This is a genomic window from Actinobacillus lignieresii, from assembly GCF_900444945.1.
GTDB classification, from domain to species: domain Bacteria; phylum Pseudomonadota; class Gammaproteobacteria; order Enterobacterales; family Pasteurellaceae; genus Actinobacillus; species Actinobacillus lignieresii.
The window spans coordinates 869,239-893,335 of record NZ_UFRM01000001.1; the positions used below are offsets into that span (position 1 = coordinate 869,239).

Sequence of the window (24,097 nt, forward strand, 5' to 3'; positions counted from 1 at the left end):
AACCGCTTGTTAGCTTAAACCTCATCGATTATAAATTCAAACCAATCTATCACATCTTTTTCATGAATGCCGTTTGGAATAAGAATATCGGCATTTTTAACCGATTGCGGATCGTTAGAAATCAACGGATGCCAATCGAATAACGGCTTACCTTCATAAAGTAAACGGTAAGCACAGGTTTTCGGCAACCAGCCGAAATCTGGCAAATTTTTCTTGGTTAATTTGGTGCAATCCCGTTCAATTTTGAAACGATTCGGATAATTGCTACAACGTCCTGTATTCACGTCCAGTAAATTACAAGCAACCGAAGTGTAATATAAACGCTCTCGTTTACCTCTGCCTTGAATATATTTGCGGTAGCAACATTTTCCGCAACCGTCACACAATGCTTCCCATTCGGCATCATTCATTTCAAGTAGGCTTTTTGTTTGCCAAAAGTTTGGCGTTAATTGATTCGTCATCTTTTTTTGTTAAATAGCTGTTACAGTTCTTTATTTTAGATAGATTTTAGCATATTCTAGCGTAGTTTTAAAAAGCAAACGTTTGCCACACTGGAGGATGAATGAAAAGCGATGTAGAAATTGCTCAAGCTGCCATTATGCAGCCGATTAATAAAATTGCGGAAAAATTAGGTTTAAATGCCGATCAAATCGAACAATACGGCAAATATAAAGCGAAAATTAACCCTACAGATGCGTTTAAATTACCGGCTAAAAACGGTAAATTAATTTTAGTGACTGCGATTAATCCGACGCCGGCAGGAGAAGGCAAAACCACAGTAACCATCGGTTTAACCGATGCGTTAAATCAACTTGGTAAAAATGCTGTGGTTGCGGCACGTGAGCCGTCATTAGGCCCGGTATTCGGCGTGAAAGGCGGTGCGGCTGGCGGCGGTTATGCACAAGTATTGCCAATGGAAGATATTAACTTACACTTTACCGGCGATTTCCACGCAATTACCAGTGCTAATAACCTTTTAGCTGCGTTATTGGATAACCACATCTACCAAGGCAATACATTAAATATTGATACCAAACGTGTGTTATGGCGTCGTGTAATTGATATGAATGATCGTCAATTACGTAACGTATTAGGCGGTTTAGGCAATCCGACTGACGGTGTGATTCGTCCGGACGGTTTCGATATTACCGTGGCTTCAGAAGTGATGGCAATTTTCTGTTTAGCGAAAGATCTTGTCGATTTAAAAACGCGTTTAGGTAATATCTTAGTTGCTTACACTAAAGATAAACAGCCGGTTTATGCGAAAGATTTAAATGCGCACGGTGCAATGGCTGCCTTGTTGAAGGATGCGATTAAACCGAATTTAGTCCAAACGATTGAAGGCAGCCCTGCCTTTATTCACGGTGGTCCGTTTGCTAATATCGCTCACGGTTGTAACTCGGTGACTGCAACGCGTTTAGCATTACATTTAGGCAATTATGCGGTGACGGAAGCCGGCTTTGGCGCGGATTTAGGTGCAGAAAAATTCTGTGATATTAAATGCCGTTTAGCGGATCTTAAACCGGATGTGGCGGTAGTCGTTGCCACAGTAAAAGCGCTGAAATATAACGGCGGTGTTGAAAAAGCGAATTTAGCTGAAGAAAATTTAACCGCTTTACAACAGGGTTTACCGAATCTGCTTAAACATATCAGTAACCTCAAAAATGTATTTGGTTTACCGGTAGTGGTCGCATTAAACCGCTTTGTATCAGATACTGATGCAGAATTAGCCCTAATTCAGACCGCTTGTGCGGAACAAGGTGTGGAAGTATCACTTACCGAGGTTTGGGGTAAAGGCGGTGCCGGTGGTGTGGACTTGGCACAAAAAGTGTTAAAAGCGATTGATGAACAAGAGAACCGTTTTAATTTCGTCTATGATGCGAATGAAAGCGTGCAAAACAAAATCAGAGCGATCGCACAAAAAATTTATGGTGCGGACGATGTGAGTTTTAGTGCCGAAGCCTTAGCGGAAATTAAAAATCTGGAAAAATTAGGTTTAGATAAATTACCGATTTGTATGGCGAAAACACAATACTCATTAAGCGATAATGCCAAATTACTTGGTTGCCCAAGCGGTTTTACTGTTACCGTACGTAGTATTAGCGTCTCTGCCGGTGCCGGCTTTATCGTTGCGATTTGCGGTAGCATTATGCGTATGCCGGGCTTACCGAAAGTACCGGCGGCAAATCGTATTGATGTGGATGAAAACGGTTTGATTACCGGTTTATTCTAACCATAACGCTTACAAAAATCCCCGCCAAATGCGGGGATTTTTTATAGGATAATTTGCAAAAAAGCAGTGAAAAATGACCGCTTGGATGCGTGCAATCTGTCAGATTTAACGAATCACGACTGCAGTGCCGGTTGCGACCACAATAAACATACCTTTATCGCCGCCCATTGATTGATATTCCATTGAAACACCCACCACTGCATTGGCACCGACACGTTTCGCTTCTTTTTCCAATTCGGCTAACGCTTCTTGTCTGGCACTATTTAACTTACTTTCATAAGCCCCAGAACGACCGCCAATCACGTCGGTAATACTCGCAAAAAAATCACGAATAAAATTCGCACCGGAAACCACTTCGCCAAACACTAAACCTTTATATTCAGTGATTTGGTGACCTTCAATAGTTGGTGTGGTGGTAATAATCATATTTTCTCCTCGTAAACGTGACTTCGCTTACTTTAGTAACTGTTGTTTTAATACATCCAATGCAATCGCACGGTGTGAAATTTGCTTTTTCTCGCTGGTTTCCAACTCGGCAAAACTACAATTTTTAGGCGGGTAGAAAAACAGCGAATCATAACCAAAACCGTTTTGACCGCGTTCTTCACGTAAAATTTCACCGAAACATTCGCCTAAGGCAATTTTCGGTGTCGGATCGGTTTCGTGTTGTAGAAAAACGATACAACTGACAAATTTCGCCCCACGTTTTTCACCCGCAACATTTTGCATTTCGGCTAATAATTTTTGGCGATTCGCCTCATCATTACTGTCTTCCCCCGCATAACGGGCGGAATAAAGCCCCGGTGCACCGCCAAGCGCATCTACCGCTAAGCCCGAATCGTCCGCAATGGCCGGTAGTCCGGTCATTTTTGAAGCATAACGTGCTTTTAACAACGCATTTTCAACGAAAGTCAAACCGGTTTCTTCCGGTGATTCAATACCGAATTCACTTTGCGCCACCACATCAAAGCCAAATTGCGCTAATACATCCGCCATTTCTTTGACTTTACCTTTATTTCCTGTGGCTAACACGACTTTAGTTTGTTCCATTTATGATCCTTTTGCAAAAATTTGATAAAAAATGACCGCTTATTCAATGCCTTTTTGATAAGACATCATCAATAACGTACGCCATTTGTCCTGCCCTTGTTCATCTTTGCCCATATTGGCAATATGCGGAAATCTGCCCCACTGTTCAAAGCCGTGCTTACGCATTAGATTTTGGCTGATTTGATTCAATTCGAACACGTATGCCATCAGAGTATGAATATTATGTTTCAACATTTCCGCTTGCATAAACTTGATGATCTTCGAACCGTAGCCTTTACCTTTAGCACTACCGTCTAAATAAATACTAATTTCAGAGGTATGCACAAACGCCGGTCGCTCGTAAAACGGCGAAAAGCTAAACCAGCCGGCAATGCCGTTTTCATCTTCTACCGTCCAAATCGGGTATTGTTCGCTGGTTAAATGAAAATCAAACCAAGCTCGACGATTAATCGGGGTTGCCAATTCCAAATCCGCCGTAATTTGATGAGTCGGAATCGCTTGATTGTAAATATTTAAAATGGTTTCGAAATCCGCTTCCGTCGATTTTCGAATCTGCATTTAGTGCCTTCCTTTATAAAAATTATGCGGTAATCATATTCGGTAATACGACCACTACTTCAACACCGCCTTCCGGACGGTTTTTAATACTGAATTCGCCTTTTAATTCCGCCGCGCGTTCTTTCATGATTGTCAGCCCGTAATGCCCTTCCGGCTCAATATCACTTGCAATACCTTTGCCGTTATCACGAATAATTAAGCAATGTTCACCATCGGCATTGGTTTCCGCCACCACATAGATTTCCGTTGCATTAGCATGTTTAATCGCATTAATGACCGCTTCACGCACAATCTGTAACGCATGAACTTGTTGCTGCGCACTAAAAATTTGCGAAGGCAATTTACAATTCAGACGAATTTGAGCCGATGTTCGGATTCTTAATGAGTCCAACACTCGTTCCAACGCATGCGTAAGATTAGCTTCTTCTATCGTTAAACGGAATGTCGAAAGCAATTCGCGCAATTGACTATAGGCTTCGTTCAGAGCCTTTTCAAAATCGTTTAAAATGACTTTCTGTTTGTCCCAATCTTGTTTAACTTCGCCGTTACGCTTTAATAAGCTGACTTGAATTTTAAAAAACGTCAGCGACTGCGCCAACGAATCATGCAGTTCCCTCGCAATAATCGAACGCTCTTCCATTAACAACAACTGCTGTTGTTGCTTTTGTACCTGCAGTACGTAAAGACTGCGCCCTATCATTTCCGATACGTTTTGGATTAAACGCTCATCCGGACATAAAAGTGACGGTTTCCAACGCAATAAAGCCAGCTTTTCATTTTCAATCGCAATTTCATTAAACTGCCAATCTTGTTCCGGCGCATTATCAATGGTTACGTTCCAATAATCCGCGCCATAGACCTGAATTTCGATACCGCGTAATTGTTCATTATCCAAAATCGTTTGTAATACTTTAAATAGTACGCTTTGATTGACCGGTTTGGCGGTTAGTAATTGAGAACATTGGAAAAGTACCAATAACGAGCGATTAACCGCCATTAAACGCCGCGTTTTATCTTCCACTTTTTCTTCCAAAGAAGCGTAAAGTTTAGCCAGCTCGCTTGCCATCTGCGTAAAAGCGGACGAAAGAAGACCGAGTTCGTTAGGATCATCCACCGCCAATCGGATATGATCAAAATCTTCGTTTTTCACTTGTCGGCTTGCCGTGACCAATTGATTAAGCGGAGTAATAATACGTTTACGGGTGTACCATACGCCGAAATAGGCTAACGCAATAATCAGTAACATCGACACGGCAATTACGCCGATTGCCACTTTTAATTTCAGTTCGACAAATTCCTGTAACTGCCAAACAAAATTATTCACCTGATTCGCATAACCTTCTATGTTGGCTTCATAGGCGTTTCTATCCCGCTTAACGATAAAAGACTCCATTTCCAGCCAGTTTTTTTGCAACTTGGCATAAGCCTCCGTAACCTCTTTCGGCAATAAACACTTATGTTCTAAAGAGTCTTGAATCTCCGGCGAATTTAAACTTTGGCGATATTCGGCTAGACGAGCCGGAATAGATTGCGGATGATGTTCCATTTCATAAAGAAAACGGTAACTCTGCATTCGCAACGAACCGGAGACATTAATCAGCCCCGCATCCGATTTATTACTCCACATAATACTGAGTGAAATGCCGCTGATTAAAGAGGCAAAAGCAATCATCACCAGAAAATAGAATCCGATACGACGAGCGATAGAATATTTAGAATAATTAACCGGTTTATTCATTATAAATTAAGTAATTCCGTTAATGTTTTTGCAATACTGTCTTCACTATTGGAACCGATGGTTTTATCGGCGCGCTGCTTGACTTCTTCTTCCGAATCCCCCATTGCAATGCCGAGTCCGACAAGCTCCAGCATCGAAATATCGTTAAAATTATCACCGAAGGCAATCACATTTTGCGGTTCGATACCTTCCATTTTCAGTAATTCCGCTAACATTGCGCCTTTGCTATTACCTACACTGGTAATATCCACTCTATCCACCCAAGACCATTCCGGACTGAATTGATCAAGCGGTAACTTTTTCACGAAATTTTGCATTTTTTCCAAATTCGGATCACTAATCAGCACTTTCCAAACCGTCGTTCCCTTATCGATTTCTTGCTGAAAACTTTCCAATTGATAAACGTTAGGACGAACGGATTCCGGACAAGAAGCAACCCATTGCTGTAATTTTGCAAAATGCGGATTTAGTTGTTCGTAAGTCATTGCATCGCGAAAATAAACTGCGGTATGAATTCCTTGCGATTTAGCATCATTAATCAGATGAGAGGCTTGCTCCGCCGTTAGCGGTTTACCGGATAGCACCTTATCATGCTGAAAATCATATAAATAAGTACCGTTACAACACACTACCGGCGTATCTAACTCGATTTCCGCATAATACGGGCGAACGGCCGTATGATGACGTCCCGTTACGAAGAAAACTTTTATGCCTTTTTCACGTGCTTTTTTGATTGCTTGTTTACTGGATTCGAGAATGGTTGCGTGGGGATTAAGAAGGGTTCCGTCGAGATCGAAAGCAATAGCTTGATAGGTCATAAATTTTCTCCTGCATAAACGTAAAAAAGGCTACTTTATAAAGTAGCCCCTATTTTACTCCAGTTAAAGAGAAACTGTAAATTATTTGCCGGAGTTATATGCCGGTGTTTGATATAACGGAGCCGGACCATTAGGACCTGCCACATTACCACCCTCATTTTGTTTTAATACGCCGCCGTTCGCAGTTACTTCAACTCGACGATTTGGACGTAAACAGTCTTTTAATTCTTGACCGTGAGGAATACCGTCACAAGCTTTCACTTGTTGAGCTTTACCGTAACCGACCGCATTAATATTTGCAGTCACGCCTTGTTGAACTAAACGCGCTTTAACCATATTTGCGCGACGTTGTGATAAATCCAAGTTATATTTTTCAGAACCTAAGCGGTCTGTATAACCTGCAACTTTAACTTGTTCCGCTTTAGAAGATTTTAATTGAGCCGCAACATTATCCACAACTTCTTTACCTTTTGCGGTTAATGTATCTTTATCAAAGTCGAATAAGAAGTCGCCGCTTAAGTTAAATGATGCGTTACCGTTACAACCGTTCGGATACCAGAAAAAGCTTTGAGCATTCATATCTTTGTCAAATAATACTTTGAATTGACAAATTTTATGCACACCGTTTTCACGGTAGTTAAATGCATAATCCCACTCACGCACACCGTATAAACCTTCTTCAAAATGCGGACGACCGATTAGATTATATAATTGATCTTTATTCATACCGCGTTCAATTTGGCGTACGTTTTCCCAATTAGGCCATGAACCGAATTGAGAACCGTCATGATTAAACTCTGATTCTGAAATTTTAGGGAATACCGGATTCTCTGTGGTACCTTCATCGGTTACGTTACTTAAATTACCGCAAGCCGTTACTGCTAAAGCGATACCCGATAATAATCCGCGAAAAACAGTCGTATTTTTCATCGTAAGATGTCCTTTATAGATTAAAAACTTCATTCATTTTATATAATGCTAAATACCTGAATACGGCATATAGATTATAATTAATTCTACAATATAATAATGTTTTATTCTAGCACTAAATTGACGAAACTAATTAAATAACGATATTTTCTATTCTTAATTGTAAATTTTTATTTCCTTTAAACTCATTAATATCCAGTTTATAAATAAGTCGAGCCGACTTAATTGATAGATCGGGAAAAATACGCAAATCCGCATTAAACCAAATCGCATCAAATAAGCCGCCGAAAGGCTGCTCTACCATCAGTTTCAAATGTTTGCCGCCTAATATTCTTTGTTGCAGTATTTTAAACTCTCCTTCAAAGAGCGGTTCGGGAAAACTTTGTCCCCAAGGTCCGGCTTTTTGTAATAATTCCGCAATATGAATATTTAATTCGTTCGAAGACAATTCGCCGTCGGTATAAATTACGCCCTGTAATTGTTCCGGCGCAATTATTTCGTCAATCACTTCATCAAATATATGCTGAAATTTAAGAAAGTTATTTTGATGAATCGTTAGCCCCGCCGCCATCGCATGACCGCCGAATTTCACGATTAAATTCGGATGTTTCACATCAATACGTTCTAATAAATCACGCATATGCAAGCCGGCAATCGAACGCGCCGATCCTTTTAAATATTCGCTATCTTCGCTCTCTTGCGCAAATACAATGACCGGTCGATGAAATTGATCTTTAATACGCGAAGCTAGAATACCAATGACGCCCTGATGCCAATCGGCCTGATATAATGCGATACCGTGCGCTTGATCTTTTTGCATTAACGCAGGTAAATTTGCGCAAATCGCCAACGCCTCGGTTTTCATTTCTTGCTCAAATTCTTTACGGGTCTGGTTTAAGCTGTCCAACTCAAAAGCCAGCTGACGGGCAATCTCCATATTTTCCGCAATTAATAATTCCACTCCAAGCGACATATTTTCCAAACGCCCCGCCGCATTTAAACGAGGTGCGATGGCAAAACCTAAATCTCCGGCTTGTAAAGAAGACAACTCTCGTTTAGATACTTCCGCTAATGCACGAATACCCGCTCGGCAATGCCCCGAACGAATTCGAGTTAATCCTTGATATACTAGAATTCGGTTATTGTGATCAAGCGGAACCACATCCGCAACCGTTCCTAATGCGACAAGATCCAGAAGCTCGGCTAAGTTCGGCTCTTTTGAAGAAAATAATTGTGCCTCACGCATTTGACTGCGTAATGCCAGCATGACATAAAAAGCAACCCCCACGCCGGCCAGTGATTTGGAAGGAAAAGAACAATCGGCTAAATTCGGATTAACCATCGCATCCGCATTCGGTAACGTTTCGGCAGGTAAATGATGATCGGTAACCAATACTTTTATATGATGCGACTTTAACAATGCAATTCCTTCAAAAGAAGAAATACCGTTATCCACGGTAACGACCAAATCCGCACCTTTTGCCAATACCATCTCGGCTACGGCGACACTTAAGCCGTATCCCTGAGAGAAACGATCCGGAATTAAATAATCTACATTTTTAAACCCTAATTGGCGCAATGCCAAAATCGTCAATGCCGTACTGGTTGCTCCGTCCGCATCAAAATCTCCGACAATTACAATGCGGGATTGTTGTTTAAATGCATCAATCAAGAGGCTGACTGCCTGTTCTATATTCGCAAGTTGCTGCGGACGATATAAATATTGTAAAGAACGTTCCAATTCCTGAATGGAATTAATGCCTCTGCTTTGGTATAAGCGATTTAATAAAGGATTTTCAGATAGAGTGACCGAAGTTAATGGCGGTCGTTGTTTGATTAGCTTTTGCACTATTTTTCTTCTTTTCGTTATAAATAAAACAAGCGGTATCATTTTGCAAAAATTTTACAAAATCAGACCGCTTGTATTCAAGAACTTAATGCTATTCGCTTAACATTTTAAGTAATTCTTTAGGTTCTACATAACCGGCAATCAATTGACCGGTGCTATCGACTATATTCGGGGTGCCTGTTACGCCGAATTTAATGCCGAGTTCATGGTGTTTTTTTACGATATTCGGTGTTTTTACTTCTTTCGGTAAAGTACCGTTTTCCGCATCGGTTAATGCTTTCACTTTATCCGCCGATGTCCAAATCGCTTCCATTTGTTTTGCGGTTTGTGTATTCATTCCGCCGCGAGGGAAAGCGAGGAAACGAATGGTAATACCCAAATCGTTATACTCTTTAATACGTTGGAACATTAAATGGCAATAATGACAGGTAATATCCATAAATACGGTAACTACGTGCTTCTCATTTTTTGCCGGATAAATAATCATCTCTTTTTCCAATGCATTTAAATCCGCTAACAATGATTTGTTAGTAATATTAACCGCTTTGCCGTTTTTCAGTTCAAAAATTTGCCCTTGGATCACAAAACGTCCGTTTTCACTGATTTGTACCACGCCTTCATTTGAAACGGCGGTTCTAAAACCGGGCAGCGCCGAATCACTGATTTTTACATTCGTCGCGCCCATCCCTTCTAACGTTTTTACCAAGCTCATATCATCAGCCATCACGGGAGATATGCATAAGCCCATTAAAGAAACGGAAAATAATGCCGTTACATTTTTTTTCATGATTAAATATCCTATAAATTAAAATTTTAATTTTGCTTCAACATATTTAGCACGCGTTAAGAACTTCTTACGTTCTTTATCCGCCATACCCGAATTTGAACCGGGTAATTTCACCGTCATCGGATTAACCGGTCTTCCGTTAAGATGGAATTCATAGTGTAAATGAGGTCCCGTAGAAGCTCCCGTATTTCCCGATAACGCAATACGCTCACCTTTTTTCACACTTTGTCCGACTCTTACCAACGTTTTACTCAAGTGCATATAAACCGTGGTAATGTGACCGTGACGAATTTTAATATAACGCCCCGCACCTTTTGCCTGATAAGCGATATGTTCAACCACACCGTCCGACGGTGCGATAATCGGCGTTCCCGTCGGTATGCCGAAATCCACCCCATTATGCGGTCTGACTCTGCGCGTGACCGGATGTAAACGTCTAGGATTATAGTGCGATGATACCCTTGCATTAAATAACAAAGGAATACGGGCAAATCCTCTACTGAGGGTTTCACCGTGGCTACTGTAATAACGTCCGTTATCCGCTTGAATCGCATAATAACGTTTCTTACCGCTGACAATCAGGATGCCTTCTACGTTGCCGACTTCCGTTACCGTACCGTTGATGTATTCACGTTTTACCAAAATTGCGAAACGATCGCCTTTTTTCAGTTTATTGGTTGCAATTTGCGACTGCAATCCGACCGCCAACTGATTTACTTGCCGTTCCGAAAGCCCCACTTCTTTAAGACTTGAAGAAAAAGAACCGCTAATTACACCACGTACCACATCTTGTCGCCATTCGCCTTTCTTCTCTATTTTTTGAAAGACCCATTTACCGTTATCTTTACGCTCATAAATACGTTCTTCTTTTTCAGATACCAACCAGTTCATATATTCCAACTCGCCGTGGTTATCCAAAATCCAGTAGAATTGCTGACCGCCGTCTAAATTAGCCAATTCCGGAAAACGTTTAATCATAGCTCTGGCATCACTTGCACCTAAACCGGACTGCTCCAAAACATCTTTGAGCTTATCACCGCGACCGACGGTATAACTGAATTGATCCTGAATGCGTAACGCTTCGTCCGCGACGTCTAAAATATCGTTTAAGACTTTCTCAGCCTCTTGAGGCAACTTTTCTTCATTCTCTTTATTTTCGACTTTAGAGATCTCGCCCTCTTGCCCTTCAACCTCATCATCTTCCGCTAAAAGATCATCATAAGAGGTTGCGGAGTTATCTTCTGCGGCTAATTCCGAATTTTTCTCGTCTTCGGAAACTTCTTCATTAGCTTCCGTATTTACATTATTAGTAGAGGTCTTATCCGCTGCTGGATCCTGATCTTCTGCGGATGTTAATTGTGTCGTCTCTTCCGGTTGTTCCGGATCATCTTTTTGATCCGCTTGTTGCTCGTCCAATACAACGTATTGTTCGTAATTCGCCGTTGTATTTATAGAAGGTTGATTTTTTAACGCAAGTACAATACCAATAAAAATTGATAAGATCGCCATCAAAAAAACCAAACCTTTTAACCGAGATTTTTTCCGACGTCGATCTCTTGCCAATATAACGTGTTGCAAAATATGTCCTATCGTATCATTTATTTCTTACAGGAGAATCCGACAAAATTTCTTTCTTAAAATTCATTCTTGTCAGAATCTAAAAAATCCGCTAATTTGTCACTTATTTATTATATCCCTAAAATTTTTAAATAATGCAAATTAAACGACTTACGCCCGTCCCTAAAGAAAAATCCAAAGGTCATCCGCTAGTTCAGCTTCAACAAATCGAAGTATCCTTTAACGAGCAAAAGGTTCTGCACAATATCAATTTAGCGATTTATGCTAATTCCATTACGACCATTGTCGGTCCTAACGGCGGAGGTAAATCCACTTTATTAAAAGTATTATTAAAATTACTTACGCCTGACAGCGGTAAAGTTATTCACCAAAAAGGCTTAAAAATCGGCTATGTACCGCAAAAATTGCATCTTGATCATTCCATGCCGATCACCGTTTGGAAATTTCTATCCTTGAAACCTGACGCTACGACGCAAGCGATTCAAGAGGCGCTTTCGCTATTCTCTATTACGCATTTAGCGCAAAACAGTATGCAAAAACTCTCGGGCGGCGAACTTCAACGCGTATTACTCGCCAGAGCGGTACTAAATAAACCGCATTTACTGGTTTTGGACGAGCCGATGCAAGGTGTGGATATTACAGGGCAAACCGAACTCTATCAACTATTAAATAATACTCGTTCGTGGTTAAATTGCGCAATTTTAATGGTTTCGCATGATTTGAATATCGTAATGGCGAATACCGACGAAGTTTTATGCGTCAATAAACATATTTGTTGTGCCGGTACGCCGGAAATGGTCACTAACGATCCGCATTTTATTCATTTCTTTGGCGACCAATTCGCTAAAAATGTGGCGTTTTATTCACATCACCACAACCACCATCATAATTTGCACGGCGACGTATGTAGCGGTCAATGCGAATGCCAACATTAGTCCTTCTTCCAAGCGGTTAAATTTTTAAAATTCTTTGTAAAAGAACGCAAAATTTAACCGTTTTGTTATCAATTTGTTAAAAACAAGACTTAGCTCACATTCTTTTCTTTTATTTTAAGGCATAATATAAATATCGCTTTATAAATTGATTAATTACACGGAGTTTTAATCCAATTTATTCGCATTAGCGTATATAATGACGCCCATAACTCGTAAACACATCAATACAAGGTTAGGTCTATATGCAGCATAAAAATTTTGAAGATTGGTTGGCTTCTTCTCCGTTCGGAGGTTCCAACCAGACTTATGTTGAAGAAATCTATGAACAATATCTAGAAAATCCGGCAAATGTCGATGCTAGTTGGCGTGTCATTTTTGATACCCTTCCGAAAACGCAAGTCGTAGAACAGCCCCATTCTCAAGTACGTGATTATTTCCGTAAACTCGCCCGTGAAAACGTCCCCGAATCCGTTACCGTGATTGATCCGGAAGCCAGCGCAAAACAAGTGCGTCTATTACAATGGATTAATGCTCATCGTTTCCGCGGATACTTGGAAGCAAAACTCGACCCAATCAACTATTATCGCTGGAAAACGTCCGTCGTGCCTGAGCTGGATTATCGCCATCATGGTTTTACCGAGGCGGATTTGAACGAAACGGTAACGATCGGCAAATATGTTTACGGCAAAGAAACCATGAAGTTCGGTGAGCTCGCCGATGCGTTAAAACAAACCTATTTAGGCACAATCGGTTTAGAGTTTATGCACGTGCAAGATATGGAGCAACGTAACTGGTTACAAGCTAAAATCGAAAGTACTTTAAATAAACCGTTATTTACGCATACCGAAAAAGTTAATTTACTGACCGAATTAACCGCTGCCGACGGGCTTGAGCATTATCTCGGTGCGAAATTCCCCGGTGCAAAACGCTTCTCATTAGAAGGTAGCGATGCGTTTATTCCAATGATGAAAGAGATTATTCGCCATGCCGGTCGTCAAGGTATGAAAGACGTAGTAATGGGTATGGCGCACCGCGGACGTTTAAATATGTTAGTAAACGTACTAGGTAAAAGACCGGCGGAATTATTTGATGAGTTTGCAGGTAAACACGCCGACGATAACCGTACCGGTGACGTAAAATATCACCAAGGCTTCTCATCCGATTTCGATGTGGACGGCGAACGCGTACATTTAACTCTTGCTTTTAACCCGTCGCATTTGGAAATTGTGAGTCCGGTGGTTATCGGCTCGGTACGTGCACGCCAAGAACGTATTCGCGATACCGAACATAATAAAGTCCTAGCGGTCACGGTACACGGTGATTCTGCGGTAGCAGGCCAAGGCGTAGTACAAGAAACCTTAAATATGTCGAATGCTCGCGGTTATAAAGTCGGCGGTACAATTCGTATCGTGATCAATAACCAAATCGGTTTTACCACCTCTAACCCGAACGACACTCGTTCAACCGAATTCTGTACCGATATTGCCAAAATGATTCAGGCACCGATCATCCATGTAAACGGTGATGATCCGGAAGCGGTCGCTTTTGCCGCTCGTATGGCGGTCGAATATCGCACCTTATTCAAACGTGATATTTTTATCGATTTGATTTCTTATCGTCGCCACGGTCACAATGAAGCGGACGAACCGTTAGCTACTCAGCCGATGATGTACAGCATCATCAAAAAACACCCGACACCTCGCAAGGTCTATGCGGATCGTTTGGTTGCCGAAGGCGTATTAAATCAAGACCAAGCGACCGAAATCATGAACAACTACCGTGATGCGTTGGATAACGGCGATCGTGTCGTACCGGAATGGCGCGAAATGGATATGGCGGCGGTGGATTGGTTGCAATATCTCAATTATGACTGGACAGCACCTTATGAGAGCAAATTCCCGCAAGATCGTTTCTACACCTTAGCTAAACGTGTGTGCGAATACCCTGAAAGTTTACGCCCGCATTCTCGTGTCGAAAAAATCTATAGTGACCGTAAAGAGATGTACGAGGGCAAAAAATTGCTGGATTGGGGTATGGCGGAAACCATGGCATACGCAACTCTATTAGACGAAGGCACGCACGTACGTTTATCGGGCGAGGATGCCGGTCGCGGTACGTTCTTCCACCGCCATGCGGTTGTACATAACCAAAATGACGGTACGGGCTATGTTCCGCTTGCGCATTTACACGCCAATCAAGGACGCTTTGAAGTATGGGACTCGGTACTTTCCGAAGAGGCGGTCTTAGCGTTTGAATACGGCTATGCGACAACCGATCCGAAAACATTAACCATTTGGGAAGCGCAATTCGGTGACTTTGCCAACGGTGCGCAAATCGTAATCGACCAATTTATCAGCTCCGGCGAACAAAAATGGGGCAGAATGTGCGGGCTAGTGATGTTGTTGCCGCACGGTTATGAAGGACAAGGTCCGGAACATTCTTCGGCAAGATTGGAACGTTATTTACAGCTTTGCGCACAACAAAATATGCAAGTGTGCGTACCGAGTACGCCGGCACAGGCTTACCATATGTTACGTCGCCAAGCGATTCGTAAAATGCGTCGTCCGTTAGTGGCAATTACACCGAAATCTCTGTTACGTCATCCGCTGGCGGTATCATCTCTCGAAGAACTGACCGAGGGAGAATTCCAAAATGTAATTGGTGAAATCGATAGCAATATTACGGCGAAAAAAGTAAAACGTGTGGTGATGTGTTCCGGCAAAGTTTATTACGACTTACTCGAACAACGTCGTCAAAACGAACAAACTGATGTGGCGATTATTCGTATTGAGCAACTTTATCCATTCCCATATGAGGATATGAAAAAAGTATTAGAACCTTACGCACACGTGAAAGATTTCGTTTGGTGTCAAGAAGAACCGCAAAACCAAGGCGCATGGTATTGCAGTAAACATAATTTTGAGGCTTCGATTCCTGAAAAAGCGAAATTAACCTATGCGGGTCGTCCTGCTTCGGCTTCACCGGCGGTAGGTTATACCTCTTTACATGCTCAGCAACAAAAACAACTTGTCGATGACGCCTTAACACTTTAAGCATAAATAAGCGGTCGATTTTTAATAAACTTTTGCAAAAAATCTTACGAAAACGACCGCTTACTCAATTATCGGTTTAGGTAAAACCTATACCGGCAAATTAAGAAAGGAACCAAACCATGACTATTGAAATTTTAACTCCCGTGCTACCCGAATCCGTCGCGGATGCTACCGTTGCGACTTGGCACAAAAAAGTAGGCGATACGGTTAAACGTGACGAAGTACTTGTTGAAATTGAAACGGATAAAGTCGTTTTAGAAGTGCCGGCACCGAATGACGGCGTATTAGCGGAAATCAGCCAAGAGCAAGGCGCAACCGTTACTTCTAAACAGTTACTTGGGAAAATCTCAACCGTTCAAGCGGGAGATTTTACGCAAGAAACTATCAAACAAGCTAACGAAGCGACTCCCGCCGATCGTAAATCCGCCGCCATCGAATATGATCACTCGGATGCCGACTCTCAAGGTCCGGCGATTCGTCGTTTATTAGCGGAACATAATATCGAAGCGCATTTAGTCAAAGGTACCGGTGTCGGCGGTCGTATTACCCGTGAAGATATCGAACACTATCTTGCACAACGTCAGGCTCAAAAAACCAAACAAGCGATGGCAAGCGAACACAATACGGTAAGTACCGTAGCTTACTCCGCTCGTAGCGAAAAACGCGTGCCGATGACACGTTTACGTAAACGTATTGCCGAACGTCTGTTAGAAGCGAAAAACACTACTGCAATGCTGACCACCTTCAACGAGGTGGATATGCAGCCGATTATGAGCTTACGTAAAACTTACGGTGAGAAATTTGAAAAACAACACGGCGTGCGTTTAGGCTTTATGTCGTTCTATATTAAAGCGGTGGTAGAAGCGTTAAAACGTTATCCGGAAATCAATGCTTCGATTGACGGCGATGATGTGGTATATCACAACTACTTCGATATTAGTATTGCGGTATCCACTCCGCGCGGATTAGTCACGCCGGTGATTCGTAACTGCGATAAATTATCGATGGCGGATATTGAGAAAACCATTAAAGCACTTGCCGAAAAAGGACGTGACGGTAAACTAACCGTAGAAGACCTAACCGGCGGTAACTTTACCATTACTAACGGCGGCGTATTCGGTTCGTTAATGTCCACTCCGATTATCAATCCGCCGCAAAGTGCGATTTTAGGTATGCATGCGATTAAAGATCGCCCTGTCGCAGTAAACGGTCAAGTGGTGATTCGCCCGATGATGTATCTTGCCTTGTCTTATGACCACCGCTTAATTGACGGTCGTGAATCGGTAGGTTTCCTCGTTGCAGTCAGAGATTTATTAGAAGATCCGACCCGTTTACTACTTGAAATCTAATTGTCGTTTTACACTCATTTTTAACCGCTTGTACTTAAACAAGCGGTTATTTTTTGCAAGAAAGTAATATTCACCGAAATTTGTAAGATATGTAAACTTATGTTATAGTAAATGTATAGAACGCTTACTTAGACTGAAATTTATGACCTATTATTACCCGACGGCAAATAACGTTTATCCCGATCAACCTCATAAGTCTTACCGACTAAAACGCTTTCGCTTTTGGTTGCGGTCCGTCTTACATGCTTCACAAGTCAAAAAATTTAGTCGGTTTGCAAACCGACACCCTGAACTTTCCGAGTTGCTTAAAGCTTACCCTAATTATAGTTATCCGGTCATTCATCGTTTTTTGGATAAGCGTTTTAATGCGGAGCAACGTTTGGAAATTGTGTGTGATAACCTTACTTTTTTACCTCAAAAATTTGCGCAGTATCATCTTCCTCCGCTTTGGGTTAAACCGATCAGCTTCGGCGAATTTATTCCTGATTTTGAAATCCGCTTAAATATAAACGAATATCAAGCGATGGAAGGTTTTTGGGCGTTGGAATTACGCCAAAAAAGCAGCCGCCGGCTCGTTTATTTATTAACATTCGGCAAAATAGAACAATCACTGCTTATCGGAGTGATTCAAGGCGCCAATACGGAAAACGCCAAAGATTTAGTTAAGTTTTTAACCAAACAATGTCACGGCTTACGTCCCGCATATTTATTAATCGAAGTCATGAAGTTACTCGCTCATACGCTCGGCTACCAGTTATTAGGTATTCCGCACAAATACCAAAATAAGTCGCGCTTTATTCAAAGCAAACGTTATACCGTCAATTATGATACGTTATTCAGCGAATCGGGCGGGTTACTGCAAGAATACTGGCAATTACCGCTTGCTTTAAACAAAGACTTGACGGACGTACCGAGTAAAAAACGTTCAATGTATCGTAAACGCTTTGAAATGTTAGACAAATTAGCGGACGTCATTCAGCAAACATTTCCGTTACCGCCGTCTTCATAGCCATAAATAACAGACCGTTTTACAAGCGGTCTTTTTTCTTTGATTTTTTGCCTATCTCCTCCTATTTTAACGTTTGCTTTTTTATAGTAGATGGATTAAATTCTTGAACATTATCCTAATCATTATCCTATACAGGAAAGCTTATGAATCTACACGAATATCAAGCAAAACAAATTTTTGCACAATATCGACTTCCCGTAAGTAAAGGTATTGTTTGTCATTCTCTCGATGACGCCGTTTCAGCCATTCACACATTAGCTGGCGACACTTGGGCGGCGAAATGCCAAGTTCACGCCGGCGGTAGAGGCAAAGCGGGCGGAGTAAAATTAGTGCGCAGTGAAGCGGAAATTCATGAGTTTTGTAATCAATGGTTGGGACAGCGTTTAGTCACTTTTCAAACCGATAAAAACGGACAACCGGTAAATACGATTTATCTCGAAGAAACGTGCCTAATAGAACGTGAATTATATTTGGGTGCAGTAATTGATCGTTCTTCACAAAAAATTGTTTTTATGGCGTCAAGTGTCGGCGGTATGAATATTGAAGATGTCGCCGCACAAACACCGGAGCTTATCCATAAAGCGACCATTGATCCGCTTACCGGTGCGCAAGCTTTTCAGGGTCGTGAATTAGCTTTTAAACTCGGTCTGTCCGGCGATCAAATCAAACAATTCGCTCATCTTTTTGTACAACTTGCCAAATTATTTATTGAAAAAGATCTTGCCTTACTCGAAGTAAATCCGCTCGTATTGACCAAACAAGGTCAATTACTTTGTTTAGATGCCAAAATGGTAATTGACAGTAATGCGCTTTATCGCCATCCGGAGCTAAAAGCCCTACAAGATCCAAGCCAAGAAGATGCGCGAGAAGCCGATGCGGCAAAATGGGATCTTAACTATGTCGCATTAGACGGCAATATCGGTTGTATGGTTAATGGTGCAGGCTTAGCCATGGGAACCATGGATATCGTGAAACTACACGGTGGTCGTCCGGCAAACTTTTTAGATGTCGGCGGCGGCGCAACGAAAGAACGTGTTTCGGAAGCCTTTAAACTGATTCTTTCCGATCAGAATGTTAAAGCCGTCTTAGTCAATATTTTCGGCGGCATCGTCAGATGCGATTTAATTGCGGAAGGTATTATTGCGGCGGTTAATGAAGTCGGGATAAACATTCCGGTCATCGTGCGTTTAGAAGGTACTAATGCGGAATTAGGTCGTGAAATTTTAGCAAACAGCGGCTTACGTCTCATTGCGGCAAATACATTAACACAAGCGGCACAACTTGCAGTCAAAGCAGCGGAAGGAAAATAAACATGGCGATTTTAATTGATAAGAATACTAAAGTGATTTGCCAAGGTTTTACCGGCGGACAAGGCACATTTCATAGCGAACAGGCTTTAGCATACGGTACGAAACTTGTCGGCGGCGTTTCGCCGAACAAAGGCGGTACAACGCATTTAGGTTTACCGGTATTTGATACCGTACGTGAAGCGGTCGAAAAAACCGGTGCGACTGCAAGTGTAATTTACGTTCCCGCTCCCGGCTGTAAAGATGCGATTTTGGAAGCGATTGATGCAGGTATCCAGCTTATCGTTTGTATTACCGAAGGTATTCCTACGTTAGATATGGTTTGTGTCAAACAGAAATTAAAAGAAAGCGGTGTACGAATGATTGGTCCGAACTGTCCGGGAATTATTACCCCTGACGAGTGTAAAATCGGCATTATGCCGGCGCATATTCATAAGAAAGGTAAAATCGGTATTGTTTCTCGTTCCGGCACGCTTACTTATGAAGCGGTAAAACAAACCACGGATGAAGGATTCGGGCAATCTACCTGTGTCGGTATCGGTGGTGATCCGATTCCAGGCTCAAGTTTTATCGACATTTTGAAACTCTTCCAAGCCGATCCTGAAACCGAAGCGATCGTAATGATTGGTGAAATCGGCGGTAGCGCCGAGGAAGAAGCCGCCGAATTTATCAAAATGCACGTAACAAAGCCTGTTGTCAGTTATATCTCCGGCGTTACCGCACCGAAAGGAAAACGAATGGGACACGCAGGTGCAATTATTAGCGGCGGTAAAGGCACGGCAGATGAAAAATTTAAAGCATTAGAGAATGCCGGCGTGAAAACGGTGAGAAGTCTTGCCGAAATCGGTAGCGCATTAAGAGAATTGCTGCACAAATAAATCTCGTTCAATAATCGGTCGTTTTTTCATAATGATTTGCAAAAATGATAAGATGACCGTAATTGAGTTCAAACGAAAGGACTGAGTTGCGATAAATATCCCATCCCTCAGTCCTTAATATCTTTTAGATAGTATTAAAAATCGCTAATATTGCTTCTATCGATAGACATTGCCGGAATCCGCAACACTCTGTTCTCAAGTTTCCATTGGCTATTTTCCGGTAATTCCCCTTTTGCAAGTAAGCGAGAAAAATCAATAATCGCTCTACTTTGAGAACGCCAATCGTTGGTGACCGTACCGGCTAATTTTCCTTTTCTGATTAAATTAAGTGCTTCCGGGGTCGCATCCACACCGTAAATAGGCAATGCTTTATTTTTTTCGGTTACCACCTCTAACGCACCTATCGCCATACTATCGTTATTAGAAATAATCACTTCAATATTATTTTGCGGTGTCGATAACCAAGCGTTTACTTTAGTTTTCGCAATTTCTTTATTCCATACGGCGGATTCTAATGCCAATTGTTCCGTCTTAATACCCTGTATTTTTAATTCTTCAATTACGGCTTTGGTACGTTTTTCCGCATCCGGATGCCCTACTTCCCCTTTTAATAACGCATATTGCATTTTTCCGTCGTGATTTAAATCTAACGCTTCACTGCTTTTCCAATGATTGGCAATCATCTTAGCCTGTGCTTTTCCTGCTTCTTCCGGATTAGACCCGACATAATAAACCTTTTTATAACTATTGATTGCTTTCGCGCCCGGATCTTTATTGAACAAGATAATCGGTAAGTTCGCATCTTTAGCCTTACCGATCACTGTTGCCCATGCATTCGGATCAACTAAATTTACCGCAAGCACATCTACTTTATGATTAACTAAAGTTTGTACTTGGTTATTTTGCATAAATTGCGAATTTTGCGCATCATTCATTAATAGAGAAAGAGAAGGATTTTCTGACGTATATGCGATTAATTCATCATGCATTAATCGAATAAAATTATCGTCGTACTGATATAAGCTCACACCCAGCGTATCTTGAGCGATAACGGAAGAAGACAAACTTATCCCGACGGCTAATGAACATATTGCTAATTTTTTCATATTATTCCCCCTCAAGATTATCAATAAGACTTTTAAATTAGAACTACTATATAAAAGATAGTACACAATTAAATAGGGAAATAATGTGAGGTAATTCACACATTTCAGAAATCATTACGAATAAGCAACAATAAAAAACAAGCGGTGAAATTTGCAAAAATTCTTACAAATTTCACCGCTTGTCAAAAAGGATTGCATTAAACCTTAAGCCGTCATTTTTTTAGATCTAAAGATAAAAATCAATACCATCATCACAACAGCCGTGGTAATAAATCCGGATACGGCGGATCCGGTAAAGCCAAGCACTAAATATCCGATAATGGAAGCAACCGCAACAAGTAACGCATAAGGTAACTGTGAAGTTACGTGATCGATATGGTTACATTGTGCGCCGGTTGAAGATAGGATCGTCGTATCAGAAATCGGAGAACAGTGATCGCCACATACCGCCCCTGCCATAACCGCAGACATACACGGAATTAAAAGGCTTGCATCCACATTAATCGCCATTGCCGCGGCAATCGGTAACATAATCCCAAATGTCCCCCAGCTTGTACCGGTTGCAAATGCCATAACGGTCGCAAGCACAAATAAAATAGCAGGTAAAAAAGCCGGATTAATATTGCCGGCAACAAGCGTAGATAAATAATCACCGGTATGCATATCTTTTACGACACTACTGATTAACCAAGCAAGCGTTAAAATTAAAATCGCACCGAACATAGATCTGCAACCTACCCAAATCGCTTTCGGATAATCTTCCGCTTTAATTAAACCGAGCGTACAAAGCATTACTGCCAATACCCCCGCCGATCCGCCGATAACTAAAGAGAGATTGACATTGGTATTTTCAAACGCACCCAATAAGCTAAAGGCTTCCAATGCCTGCGCTCCGGTATAAATCATCGAAGTAACGGTGGTTACAATCAACACAAGAATCGGTACGATTAAAGCATATACTCGACCTTTGGATTCGACATCCGCATCTTCATTCGTATGTGTTTCCGAAGCCAACGCTTTTCTTTCAAAACGACTCATCGAACCGATATCAAATGAGAAATAAGCTACGATAAACACCATAATTAAGGCAAATAACGCATAGTAGTTCATCAAACTCATTGAAGCAAATGCGCTGATCGCCGTATATTCGGTAATATTATAAGTCGCCAATAAACCGCCGATTGTTGCGATAATTGAAGCTCCCCAGCTGGAAACCGGCATAAGCACGCACATCGGTGCGGCGGTCGAATCAAGAATATAAGCTAATTTTGCACGCGAAACTTTAAATTTATCCGTTACCGGTCGAGCAATCGCCCCAACAGCCAGACTATGGAAATAGTCGTCGATAAACGTCACGAAAACTAAACAGGCAGTTAATAATTTCGCACCGCGGCGCCCTTTAATATGTTTCTTCGCCCAATTGGCAAAAGCCTGATTACTGCCCGAATACGTTAATAAAGAGGTAAATACGCCTAATAAAAGTAAGAAAATTAAGATCTGTACTTTTCCGAACGAATATTCGCCGTCAGCATAAACCAAACCGATAGCAATATTTTTTAAATAAACGAAACCGTCCGCAAATGTTGCCGAAAGCATAAAGGCACCGACTAAGATACCGACACTTAAAGACAGCAGTACTCGTCGAGTAACCATAGCCAATAGTAAAGCAAGCGATGCCGGTATAATCGACAGCAACGAACTTGAATAATCAATTAAATTCATAAAACCTCTAAAAAAGTTACTTTGTAATGAAATACTAGCCAAACAAAGAAGAGGATCTACTGAGAGAATTTATGCAACGCATAAGATGAGGTAGGCAATCTGAAATAATAAGAATAGAACCGACCCTAGCAGTAGCACTCCGTAATACAAGGATTACGACAGTGTCGTCCCTTTCGGTAACGACCCCAACCAATTAAGATGACGCTTAACTGATTTCGGCAAATACGCCTTTCCTTTTTCCTCCTCGTTCTCCACTCAGAAAAAGTACTTATCGGATTTGCACCTCTACGATTTGTAGGACTTTGTAAGATTACCTTAATCTGCCTCGATTGCCAATAGCTAAACGCTATATTTTTATTAACATTTCGCGAATAACCAGACGAATAATAAATTATTCCATTTCATAAAATTAAAAAATAATGACTCGCTTACTTTACCTTAAATAACTATTCCGTTAATATATAAAATATATTTTCAGGATAATTATCATTCTGAAATGTCACAATAATTATACTATTTTCTATTATTTTATATGGTCTTTATTTGGAGATAAAAAATGTCAGACATTTTAAAAACGTTATCAAATATCCGTAATCTAAGAGCGCTTGCGAAAGATTCAACCTTAGAACAAATGGAATCTTTACTTGAGAAAGTATCGATTGTCGTTGAAGAAAAGCGTGAATTAGTAAAAGCGCAAGAACTTGAGCAAGCGAAAGTCATGGAAGGACTAAAGAAATATAAGGAGTTATTAGCACAGGACGGAATCTCGGCCGAAGAACTCGTAGCATTATTGAATAATGCCACGGAACACAAGAAACGTGAGCCTCGCGCACCTCGTCCTGCAAAATACAAATATGTTGATGAAAACGGCAATGAAAAAACTTGGACGGGACAAGGACGTACGCCTCGCCCGATTCAAAAAGCATTGGATGAAGGCAAAAGTTTAGCATCGTTTGCTATATAATTTTTCATCATAAAAAACGGGACTAATATAATATTAATCCCGTTTTTTTATTTTACTTAATTTATATAATATTAATCTTTTAAAATAACCAATAATTATTTCTCTATAATATCAAAGGCTAACGCTTAATATTCCCCATCACTTATAATGCTACATTTTTTAAATAAAGTCTATTAATTTCTACATTTCATATTACATAGTTTAGGAATTAAATCATCTTCCTACAAAATTTT

Annotated in this window: 20 protein-coding genes and 1 riboswitch; of the genes, 8 read left to right on the forward strand and 12 right to left on the reverse strand. The window is 41.2% G+C overall.

Going from position 1 to position 24,097, the window contains the following annotated elements; all coding sequences use genetic code 11:
- Nucleotides 1-14: 14 nt before the first annotated feature.
- Nucleotides 15-461, reverse strand: coding sequence for a YcgN family cysteine cluster protein (locus DY200_RS03980; protein WP_115587004.1), 447 nt, complete (start codon nucleotides 459-461; stop codon nucleotides 15-17).
- Nucleotides 462-562: 101 nt separating this feature from the next.
- Between DY200_RS03980 and DY200_RS03985 the strand changes: the two genes are divergently transcribed.
- Nucleotides 563-2,233 (forward strand): formate--tetrahydrofolate ligase, encoded by a 1,671-nt coding sequence (locus tag DY200_RS03985; protein WP_115587005.1) that lies wholly within the window; start codon nucleotides 563-565, stop codon nucleotides 2,231-2,233.
- A gap of 105 nt (nucleotides 2,234-2,338) precedes the next feature.
- On the opposite strand, the gene DY200_RS03990 is transcribed toward DY200_RS03985, so the two are convergent.
- The 9 genes from DY200_RS03990 to mepM all read right to left on the reverse strand — a co-directional run bounded on the left by DY200_RS03990 (nucleotide 2,339) and on the right by mepM (nucleotide 11,472).
- A complete protein-coding gene (locus tag DY200_RS03990; protein WP_005622442.1) occupies nucleotides 2,339-2,659 on the reverse strand; it encodes a YbjQ family protein in 321 nt (106 codons plus the stop codon).
- Between the two features lie 27 nt (nucleotides 2,660-2,686).
- Nucleotides 2,687-3,283, reverse strand: a complete 597-nt coding sequence (gene rdgB, locus DY200_RS03995) for an RdgB/HAM1 family non-canonical purine NTP pyrophosphatase (RefSeq protein ID WP_115587006.1) — start codon at nucleotides 3,281-3,283, stop codon at nucleotides 2,687-2,689.
- Nucleotides 3,284-3,322: 39 nt separating this feature from the next.
- Nucleotides 3,323-3,841 carry a GNAT family N-acetyltransferase gene (locus DY200_RS04000; protein ID WP_005596590.1) on the reverse strand — a complete coding sequence of 173 codons (519 nt, stop codon included), beginning with the start codon at nucleotides 3,839-3,841 and terminating at the stop codon, nucleotides 3,323-3,325.
- 22 nt (nucleotides 3,842-3,863) lie between these two features.
- Nucleotides 3,864-5,579: a nitrate/nitrite two-component system sensor histidine kinase NarQ gene (narQ, locus tag DY200_RS04005; RefSeq protein WP_115587007.1), complete on the reverse strand. Its 1,716-nt coding sequence runs from the start codon at nucleotides 5,577-5,579 to the stop codon at nucleotides 3,864-3,866.
- Nucleotides 5,579-6,397: a pyridoxal phosphatase gene (locus tag DY200_RS04010; RefSeq protein ID WP_115587008.1), complete on the reverse strand. Its 819-nt coding sequence runs from the start codon at nucleotides 6,395-6,397 to the stop codon at nucleotides 5,579-5,581. Before DY200_RS04010 ends, narQ begins: the two co-directional genes overlap by 1 nt.
- 81 nt (nucleotides 6,398-6,478) lie before the next feature.
- The gene (locus DY200_RS04015; RefSeq protein WP_115587009.1) at nucleotides 6,479-7,327 is read right to left on the reverse strand and encodes an OmpA family protein; all 849 of its coding nucleotides are present in this window, start codon (nucleotides 7,325-7,327) and stop codon (nucleotides 6,479-6,481) included.
- A gap of 133 nt (nucleotides 7,328-7,460) precedes the next feature.
- A complete protein-coding gene (gene recJ / locus DY200_RS04020; protein ID WP_115587010.1) occupies nucleotides 7,461-9,176 on the reverse strand; it encodes a single-stranded-DNA-specific exonuclease RecJ in 1,716 nt (571 codons plus the stop codon).
- A gap of 91 nt (nucleotides 9,177-9,267) precedes the next feature.
- Nucleotides 9,268-9,963: a bifunctional protein-disulfide isomerase/oxidoreductase DsbC gene (dsbC, locus tag DY200_RS04025; protein ID WP_115587011.1), complete on the reverse strand. Its 696-nt coding sequence runs from the start codon at nucleotides 9,961-9,963 to the stop codon at nucleotides 9,268-9,270.
- An 18-nt stretch (nucleotides 9,964-9,981) separates the two neighbouring features.
- Nucleotides 9,982-11,472 carry a murein DD-endopeptidase MepM gene (gene mepM, locus DY200_RS04030; protein ID WP_115587012.1) on the reverse strand — a complete coding sequence of 497 codons (1,491 nt, stop codon included), beginning with the start codon at nucleotides 11,470-11,472 and terminating at the stop codon, nucleotides 9,982-9,984.
- Between the two features lie 203 nt (nucleotides 11,473-11,675).
- Here mepM and znuC point away from each other — a divergent pair, with 203 nt between their 5' ends.
- From znuC to sucD, 6 genes are all read left to right on the forward strand, one after another.
- Nucleotides 11,676-12,476, forward strand: coding sequence for a zinc ABC transporter ATP-binding protein ZnuC (gene znuC / locus DY200_RS04035; RefSeq protein ID WP_005596575.1), 801 nt, complete (start codon nucleotides 11,676-11,678; stop codon nucleotides 12,474-12,476).
- A 242-nt stretch (nucleotides 12,477-12,718) separates the two neighbouring features.
- Nucleotides 12,719-15,529 carry a 2-oxoglutarate dehydrogenase E1 component gene (sucA, locus tag DY200_RS04040; protein WP_115587013.1) on the forward strand — a complete coding sequence of 937 codons (2,811 nt, stop codon included), beginning with the start codon at nucleotides 12,719-12,721 and terminating at the stop codon, nucleotides 15,527-15,529.
- 119 nt (nucleotides 15,530-15,648) lie between these two features.
- Nucleotides 15,649-16,878 (forward strand): 2-oxoglutarate dehydrogenase complex dihydrolipoyllysine-residue succinyltransferase, encoded by a 1,230-nt coding sequence (odhB, locus tag DY200_RS04045; protein ID WP_115587014.1) that lies wholly within the window; start codon nucleotides 15,649-15,651, stop codon nucleotides 16,876-16,878.
- 142 nt (nucleotides 16,879-17,020) lie between these two features.
- Nucleotides 17,021-17,887, forward strand: coding sequence for a VirK/YbjX family protein (locus DY200_RS04050; RefSeq protein WP_115587015.1), 867 nt, complete (start codon nucleotides 17,021-17,023; stop codon nucleotides 17,885-17,887).
- 143 nt (nucleotides 17,888-18,030) lie between these two features.
- A complete protein-coding gene (gene sucC, locus DY200_RS04055; RefSeq protein WP_115587016.1) occupies nucleotides 18,031-19,197 on the forward strand; it encodes an ADP-forming succinate--CoA ligase subunit beta in 1,167 nt (388 codons plus the stop codon).
- A 2-nt stretch (nucleotides 19,198-19,199) separates the two neighbouring features.
- Complete coding sequence (gene sucD, locus DY200_RS04060) at nucleotides 19,200-20,072, forward strand: succinate--CoA ligase subunit alpha (protein WP_115587017.1); 873 nt, start codon at nucleotides 19,200-19,202, stop codon at nucleotides 20,070-20,072.
- 134 nt (nucleotides 20,073-20,206) lie between these two features.
- On the opposite strand, the gene DY200_RS04065 is transcribed toward sucD, so the two are convergent.
- Nucleotides 20,207-21,178, reverse strand: coding sequence for a substrate-binding domain-containing protein (locus DY200_RS04065; RefSeq protein WP_115587018.1), 972 nt, complete (start codon nucleotides 21,176-21,178; stop codon nucleotides 20,207-20,209).
- Nucleotides 21,179-21,382: 204 nt separating this feature from the next.
- Complete coding sequence (locus tag DY200_RS04070) at nucleotides 21,383-22,900, reverse strand: Na+/H+ antiporter NhaC family protein (protein WP_115587019.1); 1,518 nt, start codon at nucleotides 22,898-22,900, stop codon at nucleotides 21,383-21,385.
- 124 nt (nucleotides 22,901-23,024) lie between these two features.
- Nucleotides 23,025-23,196: riboswitch (Lysine riboswitch) on the reverse strand.
- Nucleotides 23,197-23,456: 260 nt separating this feature from the next.
- Here DY200_RS04070 and DY200_RS04075 point away from each other — a divergent pair.
- Nucleotides 23,457-23,864, forward strand: coding sequence for an H-NS family histone-like protein (locus DY200_RS04075; protein WP_005600535.1), 408 nt, complete (start codon nucleotides 23,457-23,459; stop codon nucleotides 23,862-23,864).
- Nucleotides 23,865-24,097 lie beyond the last annotated feature (233 nt).